General features: G+C 60.9%; 13 protein-coding genes. 9 read left to right on the top strand and 4 right to left on the bottom strand.

The annotated features are described in order from the left end of the window. Nucleotides 1-30: 30 nt before the first annotated feature. On the bottom strand, nucleotides 31-435 hold the full coding sequence (locus J5M66_RS02455; RefSeq protein ID WP_003229628.1) for an acyl-CoA thioesterase: 405 nt from the start codon (nucleotides 433-435) through the stop codon (nucleotides 31-33). 377 nt (nucleotides 436-812) lie between these two features. On the opposite strand from J5M66_RS02455, the gene J5M66_RS02450 reads away from it, so the two are divergent. The 8 genes from J5M66_RS02450 (at nucleotide 813) to J5M66_RS02415 (ending at nucleotide 11,577) form a co-directional block, all read left to right on the top strand. After that, nucleotides 813-2,111 (top strand): MFS transporter, encoded by a 1,299-nt coding sequence (locus tag J5M66_RS02450; RefSeq protein WP_110599782.1) that lies wholly within the window; start codon nucleotides 813-815, stop codon nucleotides 2,109-2,111. 251 nt (nucleotides 2,112-2,362) lie between these two features. Next, nucleotides 2,363-3,361, top strand: coding sequence for a phosphate ABC transporter substrate-binding protein PstS (locus J5M66_RS02445; protein ID WP_016772480.1), 999 nt, complete (start codon nucleotides 2,363-2,365; stop codon nucleotides 3,359-3,361). A 220-nt stretch (nucleotides 3,362-3,581) separates the two neighbouring features. Further along, nucleotides 3,582-5,867, top strand: coding sequence for an ABC transporter permease subunit (locus J5M66_RS02440; RefSeq protein ID WP_207807585.1), 2,286 nt, complete (start codon nucleotides 3,582-3,584; stop codon nucleotides 5,865-5,867). Between the two features lie 16 nt (nucleotides 5,868-5,883). After that, on the top strand, nucleotides 5,884-7,554 hold the full coding sequence (pstA, locus tag J5M66_RS02435; RefSeq protein WP_207807584.1) for a phosphate ABC transporter permease PstA: 1,671 nt from the start codon (nucleotides 5,884-5,886) through the stop codon (nucleotides 7,552-7,554). A 95-nt stretch (nucleotides 7,555-7,649) separates the two neighbouring features. After that, nucleotides 7,650-8,483: a phosphate ABC transporter ATP-binding protein PstB gene (gene pstB, locus J5M66_RS02430; RefSeq protein WP_016772482.1), complete on the top strand. Its 834-nt coding sequence runs from the start codon at nucleotides 7,650-7,652 to the stop codon at nucleotides 8,481-8,483. Nucleotides 8,484-8,602: 119 nt separating this feature from the next. Next, entirely contained in the window at nucleotides 8,603-9,364 is a 762-nt protein-coding gene (gene phoU, locus J5M66_RS02425; RefSeq protein ID WP_016772483.1) for a phosphate signaling complex protein PhoU, read from the top strand. A 176-nt stretch (nucleotides 9,365-9,540) separates the two neighbouring features. Next, entirely contained in the window at nucleotides 9,541-10,473 is a 933-nt protein-coding gene (locus J5M66_RS02420) for a response regulator (protein ID WP_041476598.1), read from the top strand. A gap of 207 nt (nucleotides 10,474-10,680) precedes the next feature. Next, the gene (locus J5M66_RS02415) at nucleotides 10,681-11,577 is read left to right on the top strand and encodes a M23 family metallopeptidase (protein WP_123441867.1); all 897 of its coding nucleotides are present in this window, start codon (nucleotides 10,681-10,683) and stop codon (nucleotides 11,575-11,577) included. A 172-nt stretch (nucleotides 11,578-11,749) separates the two neighbouring features. Here J5M66_RS02415 and J5M66_RS02410 read toward each other — a convergent pair whose 3' ends face one another. The 3 genes from J5M66_RS02410 to phoB all read right to left on the bottom strand — a co-directional run bounded on the left by J5M66_RS02410 (nucleotide 11,750) and on the right by phoB (nucleotide 15,328). Next, the gene (locus J5M66_RS02410) at nucleotides 11,750-13,090 is read right to left on the bottom strand and encodes a hemolysin family protein (protein ID WP_016772486.1); all 1,341 of its coding nucleotides are present in this window, start codon (nucleotides 13,088-13,090) and stop codon (nucleotides 11,750-11,752) included. A gap of 123 nt (nucleotides 13,091-13,213) precedes the next feature. Then, a complete protein-coding gene (gene phoR, locus J5M66_RS02405) occupies nucleotides 13,214-14,500 on the bottom strand; it encodes a phosphate regulon sensor histidine kinase PhoR (protein WP_221264854.1) in 1,287 nt (428 codons plus the stop codon). Between the two features lie 138 nt (nucleotides 14,501-14,638). After that, nucleotides 14,639-15,328, bottom strand: coding sequence for a phosphate regulon transcriptional regulator PhoB (phoB, locus tag J5M66_RS02400; RefSeq protein WP_007896474.1), 690 nt, complete (start codon nucleotides 15,326-15,328; stop codon nucleotides 14,639-14,641). Nucleotides 15,329-15,479: 151 nt separating this feature from the next. Here phoB and J5M66_RS02395 point away from each other — a divergent pair, with 151 nt between their 5' ends. Then, on the top strand, nucleotides 15,480-15,863 hold the full coding sequence (locus J5M66_RS02395; RefSeq protein WP_016772488.1) for a hypothetical protein: 384 nt from the start codon (nucleotides 15,480-15,482) through the stop codon (nucleotides 15,861-15,863). The last annotated feature ends 43 nt before the right edge of the window (nucleotides 15,864-15,906 follow it).

Below are 15,906 nucleotides of genomic sequence, written 5' to 3'. Positions count from 1 at the left end.
CGACTATCGACCGCAAAACGGCCGCGAGGTTTAACGCGCGCGTGGCGGCACCGAACGGGTGCGACCGCTGCCGTCGATGGCGACGAAAACGAAAACCGCTTCGGTGACCTTGCGCCATTCGCTGGACAGTGGGTCATCGCTCCACACTTCGACCATCATCTGGATCGAGCTGCGGCCGATTTCCAGGGTCTGGGTATAAAAGGACAACTGCGCGCCGACGGCGACCGGGACGAGAAACGCCATGCGGTCGATGGCGACAGTGGCAACGCGGCCACCGGCCACCCGGCTGGCCATGGCAGTGCCGGCCAGATCCATCTGCGCGACCAGCCAGCCGCCGAAAATATCGCCAAAGCCGTTGGTTTCGCGCGGGAGTGCGGTGATTTGCAGGGCGAGGTCGCCCTGTGGGATCGGATCTTCTTGTTCGAGCTCTATCATGCCGAGGGGCCTCTGACCCGTGACTCTTCGTGGGTATTGCGGGTGGTAGCCGTCTTCAAGAAAAACGATTCAACACCGAACACACTGCGTTCGTCACGTTTTCCATCAGGCGCCTAAAGGGAAACTCTGCGAAAAAGGCTAAATCCCGAGCAAAGGACGGGCCAACAACGTTTTCGCACAGCAACCTCTTACAAATCCTGCGCAGGTGGCGAGTATATCGGTCGATAGACCCCGCGACGACCACCCGGTTCTGATTTCGACCGTCAATTACGCGCCTCTATGTGCTTTTTCGAACAATTTGCTATGGTGCCGAACCTGTCCGAGCCACCGCCAGCGTTGTTGTGGCGACAGATTCGACTATAAGAGAAGCCCTTGCCATGACCACAGCGCCTTCGAGCCTCGCGCAGCCCGAGCAACCCGCACGACCGTTGACCCGCAATGACTACAAGACTCTGTCGCTGTCCGCCCTCGGCGGGGCGCTGGAGTTCTACGATTTCATCATCTTCGTTTTCTTCGCCACCGTCGTCGGCAAGCTGTTCTTCCCGGCCGACATGCCCGAGTGGCTGCGCTTGATGCAGACGTTCGGCATCTTTGCTGCCGGCTATCTGGCGCGTCCTTTGGGCGGCATCGTCATGGCGCACTTCGGTGACCTGCTGGGGCGCAAGAAGATGTTTACCCTGAGCATTTTCATGATGGCCGTGCCGACGCTGATCATGGGCCTGCTGCCGACCTACGCGCAGATCGGCATCTGGGCGCCGATCCTGTTGCTGCTGATGCGGGTGATCCAGGGTGCGGCGATTGGCGGCGAGGTGCCGGGAGCGTGGGTCTTCGTTTCCGAACACGTACCGCAAAAGCACATCGGTTATGCCTGCGGCACGCTCACCAGTGGCCTGACTGCCGGCATCCTCCTCGGCTCGCTGGTCGCCACGGCGATCAACAGCATTTATACGCCAGCCGAAGTGTCGGATTACGCCTGGCGGATCCCGTTCCTGCTCGGCGGCGTGTTCGGCCTGTTCTCTGTGTACCTGCGCCGCTGGCTGCACGAAACTCCGGTGTTCGCCGAACTGCAATTGCGCAAGGCACTGGCCGAAGAAGTGCCGTTGCGCGCGGTGCTGCGTGATCATCGCGGCGCCATCGCCATTTCGATGCTGCTGACCTGGCTGCTCTCGGCTGGCGTCGTCGTGGTGATTCTGATGACCCCGACCGTGCTGCAAACGGTCTACCACTTCTCGGCGACCACGGCGCTGCAAGCCAACAGCCTGGCCATCGTGTTCCTCAGCCTTGGCTGCATTGGCGCCGGCGCGCTGGCCGATCGCTTCGGCGCCGGTCGCGTCTTCGTCTTTGGCTGCCTCGGTCTGCTGATCAGCTCCTGGACCTTCTACCACAGCCTCGCCGACCACCCGGACTGGCTGTTCCCGCTGTACGCATTGACCGGTTTGCTGGTCGGTACCATCGGCGCGGTGCCGTACGTGATGGTCAAAGCGTTCCCGCCGGTGGTTCGCTTCAGTGGCTTGTCGTTCTCGTACAACGTCGCGTACGCGATCTTCGGTGGCTTGACGCCCATGGTGGTCAGTCTGCTGCTGAAAGAAAGCGCTATGGGCCCTGCCTACTATGTTGCGGTGCTCTGCGGGATGGGGATTCTGGTCGGGGCGTGGCTCTGGAAGAAGGGGCGTTGATTTTCTCTCCCGCCTGATCGTTCCCACGCTCCGCGTGGGAATGCATCCTGTGACGCTCCGCGTCACGTCTCAAATGCGGACGCAGAGCGTCCATGGCGGCGTTCCCACGCAGAGCGTGGGAACGATCTGTTCATCCAGCAAAACCCGATGCTGGCCTTTCATCCAATTGTCATATTTCAGCCATAGAGTGTTCACATGGCCTGCTGATACTTGGCCCCGACTTAACACACCCTATCTGCTAGGAGTAAGGCATGAAACTGAAGCGTTTGATGGCGGCAATGACTTTTGTCGCTGCTGGCGTTGCGACTGCCAACGCGTTCGCCGCTGTTGACCCTGCTATCCCGAGCTACACCAAGACCACTGGTGTGTCGGGCAACCTGTCCAGCGTCGGTTCCGATACCCTGGCCAACCTCATGACCCTGTGGGCCGAGAACTACAAAAAAGAATACCCGAACGTCAACATCCAGATTCAGGCTGCCGGTTCTTCCACCGCGCCACCTGCACTCACCGAAGGCACCGCCAACCTGGGCCCGATGAGCCGCAAGATGAAAGACAACGAGCTGCAGGCTTTCGAACAGAAGTACGGCTACAAGCCGACGGCAATCCCGGTTGCCGTGGATGCCCTGGCGGTGTTCGTGCACAAGGACAACCCGATCAAGCACCTGACCATGGCTCAAGTCGATGCGATCTTCTCCTCGACGCGCCTGTGCGGTGCCAAAGCTGACGTCAAGACCTGGGGCGACCTGGGCGTAACCGGTGACCTGGCCAACAAGCCAGTCCAGCTGTTCGGCCGTAACTCGGTGTCCGGCACCTACGGCTACTTCAAGGAAGAAGCCCTGTGCAAAGGCGACTACAAGCCGAACGTCAACGAACAACCAGGTTCGGCGTCGGTGGTGCAGTCGATCAGCAGCTCGCTTAACGGCGTCGGCTACTCGGGCATCGGCTACAAGACCGCCAGCGTGAAAACCGTCGCTCTGGCCAAGAAAGAAGGCGGCGAGTTCATCGAAGACACCGAAGAAAACGCCCTGAACGGCAAGTATCCGCTGTCGCGCTTCCTCTACGTTTACGTCAACAAAGCCCCGAACAAGCCTCTGGCCCCGCTGGAAGCCGAGTTCGTGAAGCTGGTGCTGTCGAAACAGGGCCAGGAAGTGGTAGTGAAAGACGGCTACATCCCGCTGCCAGCCAAGGTTGCTGCCAAGGCACTGGCTGACCTCGGTCTGCAAGAAGGCGGCGCGGTCGCCAAGAAGTAACACCCTGAGGCCGGCCTGAAGCCGGACTCCTGTGGGAGCGAGCCTGCTCGCGAAGGGGTGGTCACATGCAGCATCGATGTGACTGACCCGACGCCTTGGCGAGCAGAAGCGCTCCTGCAACCACCAAATTCTCGACTCCGCTGCCGGACTTCCGGCTGGCGGATTTGCTGCGTCACTGCACTGTCATCTTTCTGTCATACAGGATCGCTAGGGTGTGCGCATGAATGATCTGGCCAATTCCCCAATGACTACGTCTTCCCCTCCCAAGCGCATTGATTTCAATACGCCTGAGCTGCAACGCAAGCGCCGCATCCGCGCGCTCAAGGATCGCTTCACCCGTTGGTACGTCCTCGTTGGCGGCCTGGCGGTGCTCGCGGCCATCACCCTGATCTTCTTCTTCCTCGCTTACGTTGTAGCGCCGTTGTTTCAAGGTGCCGACCTGACCGCGAAAGACTCGATCACCCCGGCCTGGATGCAGGACGCCGGCAAGCCGCTGATGATCTCGCTCGAAGAGCAGAATCAGGTAGCCATGCGTGTGTCCGACAAGGGCCAGGCGCTGTTCTTCGATCTCGACAGTGGCGCTGAATTGAGGCGTGTCGATCTGCCGCTGCCTGCGGGCGCCACCGTGACATCTATCGGCGAAGACCAGCCGGGTCATCCGCTGGTGGCCGTGGGGCTGTCCAACGGTCAGGCGCTGGTGTTCCGTCATACCTATAAAGTCAGCTACCCCGATGGCAAGAAAACCATCAGCCCGGCCATCGAATATCCCTATGGCGAGGCACCGATCGCGCTGAACGAAAGCGGTGGTGCGCTGGAGCACGTCAGCCTCAACGCCACCGACTCGACGCTGATGCTGGTCGGCTCCACCGGCTCGCAACTCAATGTGCTGTCGCTGACCAGCGAAGAAAACATGATGACCGGCGAAGTCACCAACGAGCAGACGCGTATCGATCTGCCGCAGATGACCGAGCCGGTGAAAAACATCTTCGTCGACCCGCGCCAGCAGTGGCTGTACGTGGTCAACGGTCGTGCCCAGGCCGACGTGTTCAGCTTGCGCGACAAGAGCCTCAACGGGCGCTACAAACTGCTGGAAAACGCTGACGCCCAAGTCACCGCCACCGCGCAGCTGGTCGGCGGTATCTCGCTGATCGTCGGCGATTCCAAGGGCGGTCTGGCCCAGTGGTTCATGGCCCGCGATACCGATGGCGAGCAGCGTCTGAAACAGATCCGCACCTTCCAGATGGGCACCACGCCGATCGTTGAAATCGCTGCCGAAGAGCGCCGCAAAGGCTTCCTCGCCCTTGATGCCAGCGGCAAGCTCGGCGTGTTCCATAGCACCGCACACCGCACGTTGCTGGTTGATCAAGTAGTGGATGGCCAGGGCCTGTTTGGTCTGTCGCCGCGCGCCAACCGAGTGATCGTCGAAGCCGGCGGCAAGCTGCAGCCGTTGCTGCTCGACAATCCGCACCCGGAAGTATCGTGGAGCGCGCTGTGGAGCAAGGTCTGGTACGAGAACTACGACGAGCCTAAGTACGTCTGGCAATCGACCGCCGCCAACACCGATTTCGAACCGAAACTGAGCCTCTCGCCACTGACCTTCGGCACTCTGAAGGCCGCGTTCTACGCCATGCTGCTGGCCGCACCATTGGCCGTCGCTGCGGCGATCTACACCGCGTACTTCATGGCCCCAGGCATGCGCCGCAAGGTCAAACCGGTGATCGAACTGATGGAAGCGATGCCGACGGTGATCCTCGGTTTCTTCGCCGGCCTGTTCATCGCGCCGTACGTAGAAGGCCATCTGCCGGGCATCTTCAGTCTGCTGATGTTGCTGCCGATCGGCATTCTGGTCGCCGGTTTCACCTTCAGCCGCCTGCCCGAATCGATCCGCCTGAAAGTCCCGGACGGTTGGGAAAGTGCGCTGCTGATTCCGGTGATCCTGTTTGTGGGCTGGCTGTCGCTGTACATGAGCCCGTTCATGGAGAACTGGTTCTTCGGCGGCGACATGCGCATGTGGATCTCCCACGACCTGGGCATCACCTACGACCAGCGCAACGCTCTGGTGGTCGGTCTGGCCATGGGGTTCGCGGTGATCCCGAACATCTACTCGATCGCCGAAGACGCCGTGTTCAGCGTGCCGCGCGGCCTGACCCTGGGTTCGCTGGCCCTTGGTGCGACGCCGTGGCAGACCATGACTCGCGTGGTGATCCTGACCGCCAGCCCGGGGATCTTCTCGGCGCTGATGATCGGCATGGGCCGTGCGGTCGGCGAAACCATGATCGTGCTGATGGCCACCGGCAACACCCCGGTGATGGAGATGAACCTGTTCGAAGGCCTGCGCACCCTGGCCGCCAACGTCGCGGTGGAAATGCCCGAGTCGGAAGTCGGCGGCAGCCACTACCGCGTGCTGTTCCTCTCGGCGCTGGTGCTGCTGTTGTTCACCTTCGTCATGAACACCCTGGCAGAACTGATTCGTCAGCGTCTGCGCAAGAAATACTCGTCGCTTTAAGCAAAGGTAGAAGTCTGTGAAACAGAACTCCCTGAAAGGATGGTTCAAGAGCGGCGCCCCGGGCGTCTGGATCAGCGGTGGCGCGGTGTCCATCGCGGTCATCATGACCATTGGCCTGTTGGCGGTGATTGCCGTGCGCGGTCTCGGTCACTTCTGGCCGGCGGACCTGATCCACGCCCATTACGACGTACCGGGCCAGGCCAATCACCTGGTGATCGGCGAAGTGGTGCAGAAAGAAGAAGTGCCGCGCGCGCGTCTGAAGAGCGCCGGTCTGCCGGTGCCGGACGAAGGTCCGGAATTCATGACCCGCGAGCTGATCAAGGTCGGCAACCGTGACCTGAACGGCAATGACTTCACGTGGATCGTCGGCGAGTGGCTGACCAAGCAGACCACACCGCCAGAATTGATGGCGATCGAGCGTCGCGAGTGGGGCAACTTCTACGGCTACCTGGTCAACGTCAAACAGGATGGCAAGGTCATCGCCGAAGGCGAGGCCGCTTGGCCTGAGCTGCAAGCGCGCATCGATCGGGTGAACGATCTTGCTGCTCAACTGAAGACGCTGGAAAAAACCGACATCGGCGCGATCAACGCCGGTCTTGAACGCATCCGATTGCATGGGCGCAAACTCGAGCTGGAAGGCAAACTCGACGCCACCGCACAAGCGGACATGGAATCCGAGCGCGCCGAACTGGACGCGCGCTACAAGGACATCGAAGCACGTCTGTCTGATTTGCATGCACAGTTCAACCGCGACGCCTTGACCGCCCGTGACGCCAACGGCAAGGAAATCGAAATCGGTCTGGGCAAAGTCGTGCATGCCTACCAGCCAAACGGCATGAGCACCTTGACCAAGGTTGGTTTCTACTTCAGCAAGATCTGGGAATTCCTCTCCGACGACCCGCGTGAAGCGAACACCGAAGGCGGGATCTTCCCGGCGATCTTCGGCACCGTGATGATGACCCTGATCATGGCGATGATCGTGACCCCGTTCGGCGTGCTGGCAGCGGTGTACCTGCGCGAATACGCCAAGCAGAACACCCTGACCCGGATCATTCGCATTGCGGTGAACAACCTCGCTGGCGTACCGGCGATCGTTTACGGCGTGTTCGGTCTGGGCTTCTTCGTTTACGTGCTGGGTGGCTCGGTCGACCGCTTGTTCTTCCCTGAAGCTCTGCCGGCGCCGACGTTCGGTACGCCGGGCCTGCTCTGGGCTTCGCTGACCCTCGCGCTGCTGGCCGTGCCGGTGGTGATCGTGGCGACCGAAGAAGGTCTGGCGCGGATTCCCCGCACTGTGCGTGAAGGTTCGTTGGCTCTCGGCGCAACCAAAGCGGAGACGCTGTGGAAAATCGTTATCCCGATGGCCAGCCCGGCCATGATGACCGGGATGATCCTCGCCGTGGCCCGCGCCGCCGGTGAAGTGGCGCCGCTGATGCTGGTGGGTGTGGTGAAACTGGCGCCGTCGCTGCCGGTGGACGGCAACTACCCGTACCTGCACCTGGACCAGAAGATCATGCACCTGGGCTTCCACATCTATGACGTCGGCTTCCAGAGCCCCAACGTCGAAGCAGCCCGCCCGCTGGTGTACGCCACCGCGCTGCTGCTGGTGCTGGTGATCGCGACGCTGAACCTGTCGGCGGTGTATATCCGCAACCACTTGCGCGAAAAATACAAAGCACTGGATAGCTAAAGCCCTTAGCCACAAGCGGCAAGCTACAAGCCGCTTTTGCTCAAACTTGCAGCTTGCAGCCAGAAGCTTGCAGCTACGAACGGAGTGAGAACCCCATGCAGCACGAAACACACAGCCACGGCATCAACATGTCTGCCCTGGGCCGCGACAAGCAGAGCCTGGACCTGGCGCAGGAAACCGTTGCCATCGAAGTACCGGGCCTGAGCCTGTACTACGGCGAGAAACAGGCCCTGTTCGACGTCAGCATGAACATCCCGAAACAGCGCGTGACCGCGTTCATCGGCCCGTCCGGCTGCGGTAAGTCGACGCTGCTGCGTACCTTCAACCGGATGAACGATCTGGTCGACGGCTGCCGCGTCGAGGGCGCGATCAATCTGTACGGCAACAACATCTATCGCAAGGGCGAAGATGTTGCCGAGCTGCGTCGTCGCGTCGGCATGGTGTTCCAGAAGCCCAACCCGTTCCCGAAGACCATCTACGAAAACGTGGTCTATGGCCTGCGCATCCAGGGCATTAACAAGAAGCGCATCCTCGACGAAGCCGTTGAGTGGGCGTTGAAAGGCGCGGCATTGTGGGACGAGGTCAAAGACCGTCTGCACGACTCGGCCCTCGGCCTGTCCGGTGGTCAGCAACAGCGTCTGGTGATCGCGCGCACCATCGCGGTCGAGCCGGAAGTGCTGCTGCTCGACGAACCGTGCTCGGCTCTGGACCCGATCTCGACGCTGAAAGTCGAAGAGCTGATCTACGAGCTGAAGTCCAAGTTCACCATCGTCATTGTTACCCACAACATGCAACAGGCGGCACGGGTGTCCGACTACACCGCGTTCATGTACATGGGCAAACTGGTGGAATTCGGCGACACCGATACCCTGTTCACCAATCCGGCGAAGAAGCAGACCGAAGACTACATCACCGGTCGCTATGGCTGATTGGGGCAGCTGCAAGCCGCAAGCTTCAAGCGGCAAGAAAGAATTGGTGCGATATCAGGACTTACACATAACTGCTTGAAGCTTGCAGCTTGAAGCTTGCAACTTTCGCGGAGCGAACAATGATTTCCAAAGAAGGCCTTACCCATCACATTTCCGCGCAGTTCAACGCTGAACTGGAGGAAGTGCGCAGCCACCTCCTTGCCATGGGCGGGCTGGTCGAGAAGCAGGTCAACGACGCGGTCACGGCGCTGATCGAGGCCGACTCCGGCCTGGCTCAGCAGGTCCGTGAGATCGACGACCAGATCAACCAGATGGAACGCAACATCGACGAAGAATGCCTGCGCATTCTTGCCCGTCGTCAGCCGGCAGCCTCCGACCTGCGTTTGATCATCAGCATTTCCAAGTCGGTGATCGACCTCGAGCGTATCGGCGACGAAGCCACCAAGATCGCCCGTCGTGCCATCCAGTTGTGCGAAGAAGGCGAAGCGCCGCGCGGTTACGTCGAGGTTCGTCACATTGGCGACCAGGTGCGCAACATGGTGCGCGATGCGCTGGACGCCTTCGCGCGTTTCGACGCCGATCTGGCCTTGTCGGTGGCGCAGTACGACAAGATCATCGACCGCGAATACAAAACCGCCCTGCGTGAGCTGGCCACCTACATGATGGAAGACCCGCGCTCTATCTCGCGGGTGCTGAGCATCATCTGGGTCCTGCGTTCGCTGGAGCGCATCGGCGATCATGCGCGCAACATCTCCGAACTGGTGATCTACCTGGTGCGCGGCACCGACGTGCGCCACATGGGCCTCAAGCGCATGAAAGAAGAAGTTGAAGGCACAAGCGCTGAAACCGCTAATGTTCCGGGCGAAGCTGACGATAAGTAAGATTGCCTGAGAGAAGCGCCCGGCCCTCTGGCCGGGCGTTTTTGTTTCTGCTTTTCAGAAGCGGATTCGTATCAAAAGCAGCACCCGCGAACGAAAAGTCCCGGCGTGACTGAAGAGTTTTGGCAATGTGCCATCAGCCAGCGTTATGCTTGCCGGGATTTTAATAGGGGTGTTGGATGAGCAAGATCAGTGTGTTGGTCGTGGACGATGCTTCGTTCATTCGTGACCTGGTGAAAAAGTGCCTGCGTAATTACTTCCCGGGGATCCGCACCGAGGACGCCATCAACGGCAAAAAGGCCCAGGCGATGCTGGCCAAAGAGGCTTTCGACCTGGTGCTGTGCGACTGGGAAATGCCGGAAATGTCCGGCCTCGAACTGCTGACCTGGTGCCGCGAGCAGGACAACCTCAAGACCATGCCGTTCGTCATGGTCACCAGCCGTGGTGACAAGGAAAACGTCGTGCAGGCGATTCAGGCCGGCGTATCCGGTTACGTCAGCAAGCCGTTCACCAACGAGCAGTTGCTGACCAAGGTCAAGCAGGCACTGAACAAGGTCGGCAAGCTCGACACCTTGATGAACAGCGCGCCGACCAAGATGAATTCGGCGTTCGGCAACGATTCCCTGAGCGCACTGACCGGCGGCAAGCCGGCCGTGGTCGGCGGCGCTGCGGCCAGGCCTGCCGCTGCTGCCCCCGCTCCAGCCGCTGCACCGTCGCGCGGTTTGCTCAACAGCCCGCCAGTTCAGGCGCCCGGTGCATCCAAGGCGCCGGTGGGCGGTCGTGGTCAGGGCCAGTTGCGCCTGCCGAGCGGTACTCAGCAATGCGTGATCAAGGCCCTGAGCATCAAGGAAGCGCTGCTGGTAGTGAAGCGCACTGAAACCCTGCCGCAGATCCTCGACAGCGCCGTGCTCGATCTGGAGCAGGGCGACAACGCCGAGATCGCGCGCCTCAACGGTTATCTGCACGCCATCGTCGCCCACGAGCAGAAAGCCGACAGCGACTGGCTGCAACTGACCTTCCGCTTTGTCGACCAGGATGCGCAAAAGCTCGACTACATCTCGCGCCTGATCGCCCGGGGCACGGCGCAGAAGCATTTCGTACCCGGCGCGTAAGCTTCGTCGCCCGATAGGCCGCCTTCGCGAGCAGGCTCGCTCCCACAGAGATCACACCGAACCTGTGGGAGCGAGCTTGCTCGCGAAGGGGCCATCAAAAGCACCACCCATCTCCCGCGCTGGCCATTTTGAAACATCTGTCGACTAGCCTGGTCTGTCTCAGCTGCTAGGCTGATTCCCAGGCCTTCCTTCGACAGACTTTTGCCCATGCTCGCGCGCCTGCTGTTTTTCTGCGGTCTCTGCCTGGCCTCCCAGCTGGCGATGGCCATGACCATCTACAAATCCACCGACGCCAACGGCGTGGTCTCGTACAGTGACCGCCCGAGCAAAGGCGCGAAAGTGTTCGTGTTTCAGGACCGCATGGTCGAGCGCCTCGACCGCCAGGTGTACCTGGACATCAAGAAGCAGAAGGGCGTCGACGTGGTGTTTGCGCGCAACGATCTGTACGCGCCGGTCGAGGTTGCCCTGGCCTTCATCGGCACGAGCAATGTGCGTGGCGCGCCCGCGCGGGCGATTCGTCGTGTGCTGCCACCGCGCAGCAACACGCGGCTGGCGCTGCTGACGGCGATCAGTCGTGACCAGCCGCTGGTGTATTCGCCGCAGTTCCAGTACTCGCTGGGCGACCCCGCAGGCACCGCGCAGAGCTATCGCTATCCGCTGCCCTGGCGTGGCGGGCCGTTTCGCCTGAGTCAGGGCGCCAACGGTCAGTACAGCCACTACGGGCCGAAGAACCGCTACGCCATGGACATCGCCATGCCGGTGGGCACGCCGATCATCGCCGCGCGAGCGGGTGTGGTAGTCAAGACCGAGAACTCCCAGAGCGGGCGCGGCACCGATGCCTCCGGCAATTTCGTCCGGGTGCTGCACGACGACGGCACCATGGGCGTGTACCTGCATTTGAAACAGGGTTCGGTGAGCGTGCGCGAAGGACAACGGGTGAAGGTCGGCAGCCCGCTGGCGCTGTCGGGCAACACCGGCAACAGCAGCGGCCCGCACCTGCATTTCGTGGTGCAGCGCAATACCGGCGAAGGGCTGGTGTCGATTCCCTATCAGTTCAACCAGCCGCTGGGGGCGTTGCCCAACTTTGCGTTGGGCAAACAGTAGGCGCGATAGGGTGTTGAGGGTTTTTGTGGCGAGGGGATTTATCCCCGTTGGGCCGCGAAGCGGCCCCAAATATTGCAACTCTGTACTAACTGACTGCATTCAATGGTTTTGGGACGGCTGCGCCGTCCAACGGGGATAAATCCCCTCGCCACAAGAGCCCCCCAAACTCCCATCAATCCAGCATCAACACCTTGGCCAGAACAATCTTCGGCCCTTTCATCTTCTTGATGATGATGCGCAGGCCTTCGACTTCCAGCACTTCTTCCTCTTCCGGCACCCGTTTCAGGGTTTCGTAAACCAGCCCGGCAAGGGTTTCCGCTTCGATGTGATCGAGATCGATGCCGAGCAGGCGCTCGACCTTGAACAACGGCGTATCGCCACGCACCAGCAACTTGCCTGGCTGATAGGCGAGGATGCCGCGCTCTGCCTTGCGGTGTTCGTCCTGGATATCGCCGACCAGCACTTCCAGCACGTCTTCCATGGTCAGGTAGCCGATGATGTTGCCGTCAGCCTCCTCGACCACGGCGAAGTGCGAGCCACCTTTGCGGAACTGCTCCAGCAGTTGCGACAGCGGCATGTGCCGCGATACGCGCTCCAGCGGGCGGGTCAGCTCGGCGAGGTTGAACGACTCGGGAATGTGGTCCAGCGCGGCCAGTTCCAGCAGCAGATCCTTGATGTGCAGCAGGCCGACGAACTCCTGGCGCTCGCTGTCGTACACCGGATAACGGCTGAACTTGTGGCGACGGAACATCGCCAGGATTTCCTTCAGCGGCGCATTGAATTCCAGGGTGATCAGGTCTTCGCGGGAGTTGGCCCAGTCGACCACTTCCAGCTCGCCCATTTCCACCGCCGAAGCCAACACGCGCATGCCCTGATCGCTGGGATCCTGGCCACGGCTGGAGTGCAGGATCAATTTCAGTTCTTCGCGGCTGTAATGGTGTTCATGGTGCGGGCCGGGTTCACCTTGCCCGGCGATACGCAGAATCGCGTTGGCGCTGGCATTGAGCAGGTAGATTGCCGGGTACATCGCCCAGTAGAACAGGTACAGCGGCACTGCCGTCCACAACGAAAGCAGCTCGGGTTTGCGGATCGCCCACGACTTGGGCGCCAGCTCGCCGACCACGATGTGCAGGTACGAAATGATGAAGAACGCGGTGAAGAACGACACGCCTTTGATGATCTCGGGCGAGTCGACGCCGACCGCGCTCAGCAGCGGTTCGAGAATATGCGCAAATGCCGGTTCACCGACCCAGCCCAAGCCAAGGGAGGCGAGGGTGATGCCGAGCTGGCACGCCGACAGGTAGGCATCGAGCTGACTGTGCACGGTGCGCAGGATGTGCCCGCGCCAGCCGTGTTGTTCAGCGATGGCCTCGACCCGGGTCGAGCGCAGTTTGACCATGGCGAATTCCGCCGCAACGAAAAAACCGTTGAGCAACACCAGGATCAGAGCAAAAAGGATCATGCCGAAGTCGGCGAAAATGGTAGCGAGGGACAAGCCAGGGGAAGGGTCCATGATGGAGTTTTGCGGGTTCCGTGTGATTCGAAAGTGGGGAGAAACAGCGCCTGAAAGGCAGGCACAATTCAGCCAATGTAGCGGCTGACCGTGCGATTGCCTAGTGGCGTGTGCCGGGCGGCATCACTCGGTGGCGCTGATCGCCCGTGCGCTGGCCACCTGGGCCGGGGCGAAATGGCAGGTGAACGTGCTGCCGTGACCGGGCACGCTGCTGATTTCCATGCGTGCGCGGTGGCGCAGCAGCACGTGCTTGACGATGGCCAGGCCGAGGCCAGTGCCGCCGGTGTTGGAGTTGCGGCTGGAATCGACGCGGTAGAAACGTTCGGTCAGGCGCGGCAGATGTTTGCTGTCGATGCCGATGCCGGAATCCTGCACGCTCAGGTGCGCGCCCTGATCGTCGCCCCACCAGCGAATGCGGATGTTGCCCTCGGCCGGGGTGTACTTGACCGCGTTGAACACCAGATTGGAAAACGCACTGCGCAGCTCGGCCTCGCTGCCCTTGAGCAGCACTCCGGCATTGGCCTCGAGGCTGATGCGCTGGTTCTTCGCCCCGGACAACTGCTGCGCATCGCTGGTAATCGATTGCAGCAATGTGTCGATCTGCACTGGCTGGTTGTCCGACGGATAGTCGGTGGCTTCCAGCTTGGCCAGCAGCAACAGGTCGTTTAGCAGCGTCTGCATGCGCCCGCCCTGTTGCTGCATCTGCTGCAGGGCACGGCTCCAGCGCGGGTTCACTTCCTCGACATTGTCCAGCAGGGTTTCCAGATAGCCGCAGATCACCGTCAGCGGTGTACGCAGTTCGTGGGAGACGTTGGCGATGAAATCCTTGCGCATCTGTTCCAGCTGATGAATGCGCGTCACGTCGCGGACCAGCATCAGGTGTTCATTGTTGCCGTAGCGGGTCAGGTACAGCTGAATGCGCACGCGATCATTGGTCGGCGAAGGGATTTCCAATGGCTCGGCGAAGCTGTCCTGCTCGAAGTATTCCTTGAAGCGCGGATGGCGCACCAGGTTGGTCACCGGTTGGCCGCTGTCCTGCGGAGTCTTCAGGCCGAGCAGGGTTTCGGCGGCGCGGTTCCACCATTCGAGGTTGCCGTCGCTGTCGAGCATGATGACCGCGTCTTTCAGCGCGGCGGTGGACTCCTGCACCCGGTCGATCACCGCTTGCAGACGTCCGCGCACCCGTTGGTCGCGGCGTTGCAGGTGGTAGATGCTGTCGAACACCTCGCCCCACAGGCCATAGCCATCGGGCGGCGCTTCGTCGGGTTGATGCTGGCGCAGCCATTCGTGCAGACGCAGCAATTGCTTGAGCGTCCAGGCCAGATAAAGCCCCAGACCCGCCGCGAGGCTCCAGCCGTAATAGCCGGTGATCAGGCCGATCACCAGGCAGGCGGTGACCAGCAACAGCATGTGGCGAATCAGGGTGCCATGCCAGTTTTGATTCACGAGGGCGTCCTTAGCCGCAGCTTCAAGTTTCAAGCCGCAAGCTTCAAGCTAAAACGGATCGGCTTTCACTTGCCGCTTGTAGCTGGAAACTTGCAGCTGCTTTTACGCTTTTGTGGAGAACCGATAACCGGTGCCGCGCACGGTTTGTACCAGATTTTCGTAAGCGTCGCCGAGGGCCTTGCGCAGGCGGCGGATGTGCACGTCGACGGTGCGCTCTTCGACGTAGACGTTGCCGCCCCAGACCTGATCGAGCAACTGGCCACGGGTGTAGGCGCGTTCCTGATGGGTCATGAAGAATTGCAGCAGGCGGTATTCGGTCGGGCCCATCTCGGCGGGTTTGCCGTCGATGGTCACGCGGTGGCTGATCGGGTCGAGCAGCAGGCCGCCGACTTCGATCGGCGCTTCGCCATCGGTCGGTCCGGCGCGGCGCAGTACAGCCTTGAGGCGGGCGACCAGTTCACGCGGGGAAAACGGTTTGGTGATGTAATCGTCGGCGCCGACTTCGAGGCCCTGGATCTTGTTGTCCTCTTCTCCCTTGGCGGTGAGCATGATGATCGGGATGTCCCCGGTCAGCTCGTCACGCTTGAGGCGCCGGGCCAGTTCGATGCCCGAGGTGCCGGGCAGCATCCAGTCGAGCAGGATCAGGTCCGGTTTGCGGTCGACGATGATGGCGTGAGCCTGCTGCGAGTTCTCTGCCTCGAGGCAGTCATAGCCGGCCATTTCCAACGCCACGGCGATCATTTCGCGAATAGGCGCTTCGTCGTCGACGATCAGAATGCTCCTGCCAACCATGCCTTAATCCTCTTGTCATTTAACTGTCTTGCGCCGCATTAGATAACGGAATTATTGCAGTCGTGTGACAGTATTTCAGGCGCGCAACATTTGCACCCATCCTCGACTAAGCTCTAAGTCCGAATCCTGACAACCACAAAAGAAGGTTTCCATGACTCAAATGACTGCTTCGTTCAAAGCCCTGCTGCTGGCCGCCGCCCTGACATTGCCGGGGCTGGCCATGGCGGCCGATCCGGCGATGGAAAAGGACGGCATGTACACCGATCAAAAGGGCATGACCCTGTACACCTTTGCCAAGGACTCCGCTGGCAAGTCCGCGTGCAATGACAAGTGCGCGGCAAACTGGCCGCCGCTAATGGCGACAGCGAATGACAAGTCGATGGGGGACTGGACGGTAATCACTCGTGATGATGGCAGCAAGCAGTGGGCCTACCAGGGCATGCCGCTGTACACCTTTGTGATGGACAAGAAGGCCGGCGACATGACCGGCGACGGCAAAATGGACGGCGCGTGGAAAGTCGCCAAGGCCAAATAACCACGGTCCAAAACCCTGTGGGAGCGAGCCTGCTCGCGAAGCG

It is taken from the genome of Pseudomonas sp. 67(2021) (assembly GCF_017491835.1).
Classification (GTDB): Bacteria; Pseudomonadota; Gammaproteobacteria; order Pseudomonadales; family Pseudomonadaceae; genus Aquipseudomonas; species Aquipseudomonas atacamensis.
The sequence above is the reverse complement of the archived record's forward strand: the minus strand, read 5'-3'. Positions and strand labels throughout refer to the sequence as shown.

Excerpts from the sequence above, each read along its gene's own strand:
- J5M66_RS02455 (WP_003229628.1), bottom strand. The coding sequence starts at position 435 with ATGATAGAGCTCGAACAAGAAGATCCGATCCCACAGGGCGACCTCGCC.
- J5M66_RS02450 (WP_110599782.1), top strand. The coding sequence starts at position 813 with ATGACCACAGCGCCTTCGAGCCTCGCGCAGCCCGAGCAACCCGCACGA.
- J5M66_RS02445 (WP_016772480.1), top strand. The coding sequence starts at position 2,363 with ATGAAACTGAAGCGTTTGATGGCGGCAATGACTTTTGTCGCTGCTGGC.
- J5M66_RS02440 (WP_207807585.1), top strand. The coding sequence starts at position 3,582 with ATGAATGATCTGGCCAATTCCCCAATGACTACGTCTTCCCCTCCCAAG.
- pstB (WP_016772482.1), top strand. The coding sequence starts at position 7,650 with ATGCAGCACGAAACACACAGCCACGGCATCAACATGTCTGCCCTGGGC.
- phoU (WP_016772483.1), top strand. The coding sequence starts at position 8,603 with ATGATTTCCAAAGAAGGCCTTACCCATCACATTTCCGCGCAGTTCAAC.
- J5M66_RS02420 (WP_041476598.1), top strand. The coding sequence starts at position 9,541 with ATGAGCAAGATCAGTGTGTTGGTCGTGGACGATGCTTCGTTCATTCGT.
- J5M66_RS02415 (WP_123441867.1), top strand. The coding sequence starts at position 10,681 with ATGCTCGCGCGCCTGCTGTTTTTCTGCGGTCTCTGCCTGGCCTCCCAG.
- J5M66_RS02410 (WP_016772486.1), bottom strand. The coding sequence starts at position 13,090 with ATGGACCCTTCCCCTGGCTTGTCCCTCGCTACCATTTTCGCCGACTTC.
- phoR (WP_221264854.1), bottom strand. The coding sequence starts at position 14,500 with ATGCTGTTGCTGGTCACCGCCTGCCTGGTGATCGGCCTGATCACCGGC.
- phoB (WP_007896474.1), bottom strand. The coding sequence starts at position 15,328 with ATGGTTGGCAGGAGCATTCTGATCGTCGACGACGAAGCGCCTATTCGC.
- J5M66_RS02395 (WP_016772488.1), top strand. The coding sequence starts at position 15,480 with ATGACTCAAATGACTGCTTCGTTCAAAGCCCTGCTGCTGGCCGCCGCC.